Raw genomic sequence first — 5,106 nt, 5'->3', positions numbered from 1 at the left:
ATGTCGAAGGCGCCCCTCTCCCCCGACGAACTGCTGAAGCTGGACAACCAGCTGTGCTTCGCCATCTATTCGGCCTCGCTGGCGATGACCAAGCTGTACAAGCCGCTGCTCGACAAGCTGGGCCTGACCTATCCGCAATACCTCGTCATGCTGGCCCTGTGGGAAGAAGACGGCCCGATGGTCTCCGCCCTGGGCGAGCGCCTCTCGCTCGATTCCGGCACGCTCACGCCCCTGCTCAAGCGGCTGGAGGCGGCCGGTTTCGTCAGCCGCGTGCGCGATGTCGCCGACGAGCGGCGCGTGCACATCATGCTGACACCGAAAGGCCGCAGGCTCAAGGCCCGGGCGCTGGAGGTGCCGGACTGCCTGATCGCGGCCACCCAATGCTCCCTCGGCGAGATCGCCTCGCTCACCCTGCAGTTGCGCGCCTTGCGCGACCGCGTGAAACAGGCCGCCTGAGACGGCCTGCGTCGATTCCCCCGCCGCTTCGGTCCCGAAGCACTTCTCCTCCTCCATCACCCAAGGAAAGACCATGACCACCCAGCTCGACAAGGTTCTCTACACCGCCGAATCGCACACCACCGGCGGCCGCGACGGCGGCGCCGGCCAATCCAGCGACGGCGCGCTCGACGTCAAGCTCAACCCGCCCGGCTCCGGCAAGGCGGGCACCAATCCCGAGCAGCTGTTCGCCGTGGGCTACTCGGCCTGCTTCATCGGTGCGATGAAGGCGGTGGGCCCGAAGGTCGGCGTCAAGGTGCCGGAAGACGTGGCGGTCGACGCCAGCGTCTCGCTCGGCCCGACCAACGGCGGCGCGGCCTACGGCGTCGCCGTCAAGCTGGCGATCAGCCTGCCGGGCCTGGATGCCGACGCGAAGAAGAAGCTGGTGGACGCCGCGCACCAGGTCTGCCCCTACTCGAACGCGACGCGCGGCAACATCCCGGTCGAGCTGACCATCGCCTGATGCCCCTGCCACCCCCTCCGCGACGGCCCGCGCAGGGCCTTCAACGGGAGGGCGACCGATTTCCCATGAATCTTCTCGCCCGCATCCTCGCCCTGCTGGTCGCAGCGGAACACGTCTACATCCTCGTGCTGGAGATGTTCTTCTGGAACAAGCCGGCCGGGCTGAAGGCCTTCAACCTCACGCAGGAGCTGGCCGACGCCACCACCGTGCTGGCCGCCAACCAGGGCCTGTACAACGGCTTCCTGGCCGCCGGCCTGGTCTGGGGCGTGTTCAGCCGCCAGCGGCCGGTGGTGATCTTCTTCCTCGGCTGCGTGATCGTCGCCGGCGTGTTCGGCGCCGCCACCGCCACGCCGAAGATCCTGCTCGTGCAGGCGCTGCCCGGCCTCATCGCGCTGGCCGCAGTGCTGCTCGGCCGCCGCCAGGCCTGACGGCGGGACCGGCCCGCGCTCACCGCCCCGGCGGCAGGGCGCGGGCCATGTCCTGCAGCAGGCGCTCGACCAGCATGTTGCGCGGCCCCGGCCGCCACACGCCGTAAGTCTCGGACTGGGCCACCTCGCGGTCCAGCGGCCGGAACACGGCGCCCTTGAGCGCGCTGCGCTGCATGGCCTCGGGCACCAGCGCCACGCCCAGGCCCTGCGAAACCAGCGACACCACCGCCAGCCAGTGCCGCACCTCGTGCCGCACCTCGGGCAGGAAGCCCGCCGCCGCGCAGATCGACAGGATGCGCTCGTGGTAATCGGGCGAGGCGGTGCGCGAGAACAGCACGAAAGGCTGCTCGCGCAGCTCGGACGGCGCCAGCACGCGCCGCCGGGCCAGCGCGTGGCGCGCCGGCAGGCAGCAGACGAAGGGCTCGGTCAGCAGCAGGCGCTGCGCCAGCCCCTGCGGCAGGCGGTGCGTGTGCACGAAGCCCAGGTCCAGCCGGTCGTGCAGCAGCTCGGCCACCTGCTCGCCGGTGTTCAGCTCCGACAGGCTGATGCGCACGCCGGGATGCCGTGCCTGGAAGGCCCGCAGCGCCTGCGGCAGCCCGCGGTAGAGCATCGCGCCGACGAAACCGATGCGCAGCCGGCCCACCGAGCCGGCGGCCACGTCGCGCGCCTCCAGCGCCATCTCCTCCGTCTGGCGCAGCAGGCGCCGCGCCGACTCGCGCAGCGCCAGGCCGGCGGCCGTCAGGCGCACCTCCTTGCTGTTGCGCTCGAACAGGCGCGCGCCCACCGCGTCTTCCAGTTGGCGGATCGCCACCGACAGCGGCGGCTGCGAGATCGCCAGCCGCTGCGCGGCGCGGCCGAAGTGCAGCTCGTCGGCCAGCACCGAGAAGTAGCGCAGGTGGCGCAGTTCCATCATTCGCATCACCTATCGAAGAAGACCTAAACGATATTGGACACGGATCGATGCCGATCGAACAATGGCGCAAACACGGAGACACGCCATGACCGAATCGACTTCCGCTGCTGTCACGCACCCGATCCCCGACCGCCACGGCCAGAACCTCTACGCGACGGACGCCGAGCTGCAGCGCCTGCTGGCCCTGTACCTGCCCGACGACCTGCGCCGCCACATGGCGCCGCACTTCGAGCGCCTGGGCGGCCTGGCCGGCGGCCCGCTGGACGAGCTGGCTGGCACCGCCGACCGCAATCCGCCCGTGCTGGAGAGCCGCACCCGCACCGGCCTGGACGTGCAGCGCATCGTCAAGCACCCGGCCTACGTCGAGATGGAGCGCCTGGCGCTGTCGGAATTCGCGATGGGCGCGATCTCGCACCGCGACGAGACCTTCGGCTGGCAGGGCAAGATGCCGCCGGCCGTCAAGTACGTGCTGTTCTATCTCTTCGTGCAGGCCGAGTTCGGCCTGTGCTGCCCGGTCTCGATGACCGACTCGCTCACCCGCACGCTCAAGAAGTTCGGCAGCCCCGAGCTGGTGGCACGCTTCCTGCCGCGCCTGACGACGCTGGATTTCGACGAACTGGCGCAGGGCGCCATGTTCATGACCGAGCAGGCCGCCGGCTCCGACATCGCCGCCACCACCACGCTGGCGCGAGAAGGTGCGAACGGCGAGTGGCTGCTGACCGGCGACAAGTGGTTCTGCTCCAACCCGGATGCCGACTTCGCCATGGTGCTGGCCCGCGTGGAGGGCGGTGCGCCCGGCATGAAGGGCGTGTCGCTCTTCCTGCTGCCGCGCCGGCTGGAGGAAGGCAGCCTCAACCGCTACCGCATCATCCGCCTGAAGGACAAGCTGGGCACGCGCTCGATGGCCAGCGGCGAGATCCGCCTCGAAGGCGCCGTGGCCTACCTCGTCGGCGAGCAGGGCCGCGGCTTCGTGCAGATGGCCGACATGGTGAACAACTCGCGCCTGTCCAACGGCGTGCGCGCCGCCGGCCTGATGCGCCGCGCGGTGGCCGAGGCCGAGTACATCGCCGCCGAGCGCCGCGCCTTCGGCAAGCGCCTGGCCGACATGCCGCTGATGCAGCGCCAGCTCGACAAGCTGCGCGTGCCGGCCGAGCAGGCGCGCACGATGGTGCTCCAGACCGCGCAGGCATTGCAGCGCTCCGACGCGGGCGAGGACGGCGCCTACCCGCTGCTGCGCATCCTCACGCCGCTGATCAAGTTCCGCGCCTGCCGCGACGCGCGCAAGGTCACGGGCGACGCGATGGAGGTGCGCGGCGGCTGCGGCTACATCGAGGAATGGAGCGACCCGCGCCTGGTGCGCGACGCCCACCTGGGCTCGATCTGGGAAGGCACCAGCAACATCGTGGCGCTGGACGTCATCCGCGCCATCAAGCGCGAGAACTCGCTGCCGGTGCTGCGCGCGCACGTCGAGTCGCTGCTGGCCGGCGCGGCGGGCATCGCGCCCGCCTTCGCCCAGGCGCTGCGCGAGGCGATGGACCGCGCCTGCGCCCTGGCCCAGACCGCCGCGCAGGAAGGCGGCGAGGTGCTGGCCCGCCAGGCCGCCTCGGCCCTGTATCACTGCACCAGCGCCATCGCGATGGCCTGGGAGGCCGAACGCAGCGGCTCGGCCGAGCGCATGCGCTGGGCGCAACTGGCGCTGCTGCACCGCGTGCTGCCGCGCGACCCGCTCAGCCCCGACGCCGTGCCCGCTGCCTGGGCCGCCAGCGGCGCGCCTGCCGCCGTCGCGGCCTGAGCGGACCGACCTGTTCCCCCCAACGGCGCCTTCGCCCCGCGCGACGGCCGCCGTTCCATGACCTAGAAACCAAGGAGACATACGCCATGCGTCATCACTTCTCACGCCCCCGCCGCGCCCTGCTGCTGGCCGCCGCCCTGCTGGGCCCGGCCGCCTTCGCGCCGGCCGCGCTGGCCGAGGGCGCCTTCCCGACCAAGCCGGTCACGCTGGTCGTGCCCTTCCCGCCCGGCGGACCGACCGACGCGATGGCCCGCACCCTGGCCGCCGAGATGAAGGACCGCCTCGGCCAGCCCATGATCGTGGAGAACCGCGCCGGCGCCGGCGGCAACATCGGCGCCGAGTACGTGGCGCGCGCCGAGGCCGACGGCCACACGCTGCTGTTCGGCACCTCGGGCCCGCTCGCGATCAACTCCAGCCTGTACCGCAAGATCGGCTACGACCAGACCAAGAGCTTCGCGCCCGTCATCCAGATCGGGCACCTGCCCAACATCCTGGTGGTGCATCCCTCGCTGCCGGTGAAGGACGTGAAGGAACTGGTCGCCTACGCCAAGGCCAACCCGGGCAAGCTCAGCTACGCTTCGTCGGGCAACGGCGCCTCCTCGCACCTGGCGGGCGTGCTGTTCAACTCGGTGGCGGGCACCGACATCATGCACGTCCCGTACAAGGGCACCGGCCCGGCGCTCAACGACCTGCTGGGCAACCAGGTGAGCATGACCTTCACCGACATCCTCACCGCCCTGCCCTACGTCAAGGCCGGCAAGCTGCGCGCGCTGGGCGTGGCCACGGCCGCGCGCTCGCAGGCGCTGCCGCAGGTGCCCAGCATCGCCGAGCAGGGCTACAAGGGCTACGACGTGAGCGTGTTCTTCGGCATCGTCGCGCCCGCCGGCACGCCGGCCGACCGCGTCGCCAAGCTGAACAAGGCCTTCGCCGAGGTGCTGGCCACGCCCAAGGTCAAGGAGCTGTTCGCCTCGCAGGGCCTGGAGCCGGCGCCGGACCACTCGCCCCAGCAACTGGC

6 protein-coding genes are annotated in these 5,106 nt (G+C 71.2%); 5 read left to right on the top strand and 1 reads right to left on the bottom strand.

Annotation, left to right across the window (positions count from 1 at the left end; all coding sequences use genetic code 11):
* The 3 genes from ACIY1X_RS24605 to ACIY1X_RS24595 all read left to right on the top strand — a co-directional run bounded on the left by ACIY1X_RS24605 (window position 1) and on the right by ACIY1X_RS24595 (window position 1,386).
* A complete protein-coding gene (locus ACIY1X_RS24605) occupies window positions 1–456 on the top strand; it encodes a MarR family winged helix-turn-helix transcriptional regulator (RefSeq protein ID WP_038216062.1) in 456 nt (151 codons plus the stop codon).
* A 73-nt stretch (window positions 457–529) separates the two neighbouring features.
* Window positions 530–958, top strand: a complete 429-nt coding sequence (locus ACIY1X_RS24600) for an organic hydroperoxide resistance protein (protein WP_399685812.1) — start codon at window positions 530–532, stop codon at window positions 956–958.
* Between the two features lie 65 nt (window positions 959–1,023).
* Window positions 1,024–1,386, top strand: coding sequence for a DUF1304 domain-containing protein (locus ACIY1X_RS24595; protein ID WP_038216055.1), 363 nt, complete (start codon window positions 1,024–1,026; stop codon window positions 1,384–1,386).
* Window positions 1,387–1,405: 19 nt separating this feature from the next.
* Here ACIY1X_RS24595 and ACIY1X_RS24590 read toward each other — a convergent pair whose 3' ends face one another.
* Window positions 1,406–2,296: a LysR substrate-binding domain-containing protein gene (locus ACIY1X_RS24590; RefSeq protein ID WP_399685815.1), complete on the bottom strand. Its 891-nt coding sequence runs from the start codon at window positions 2,294–2,296 to the stop codon at window positions 1,406–1,408.
* 88 nt (window positions 2,297–2,384) lie between these two features.
* Between ACIY1X_RS24590 and ACIY1X_RS24585 the strand changes: the two genes are divergently transcribed.
* Together ACIY1X_RS24585 and ACIY1X_RS24580 are read left to right on the top strand one after the other, a co-directional pair.
* Window positions 2,385–4,091, top strand: coding sequence for an acyl-CoA dehydrogenase family protein (locus ACIY1X_RS24585; protein WP_399685808.1), 1,707 nt, complete (start codon window positions 2,385–2,387; stop codon window positions 4,089–4,091).
* A gap of 86 nt (window positions 4,092–4,177) precedes the next feature.
* On the top strand, window positions 4,178–5,106 hold a 929-nt coding region (locus ACIY1X_RS24580; RefSeq protein ID WP_399685806.1), incomplete at its 3' end, for a Bug family tripartite tricarboxylate transporter substrate binding protein.

This window comes from Xenophilus sp., from assembly GCF_044462705.1.
GTDB lineage: Bacteria > Pseudomonadota > Gammaproteobacteria > Burkholderiales > Burkholderiaceae_C > Xenophilus > Xenophilus azovorans.
Note: the sequence above shows the minus strand (reverse complement) of the source record. Positions and strands in the feature narration are given on the sequence as shown.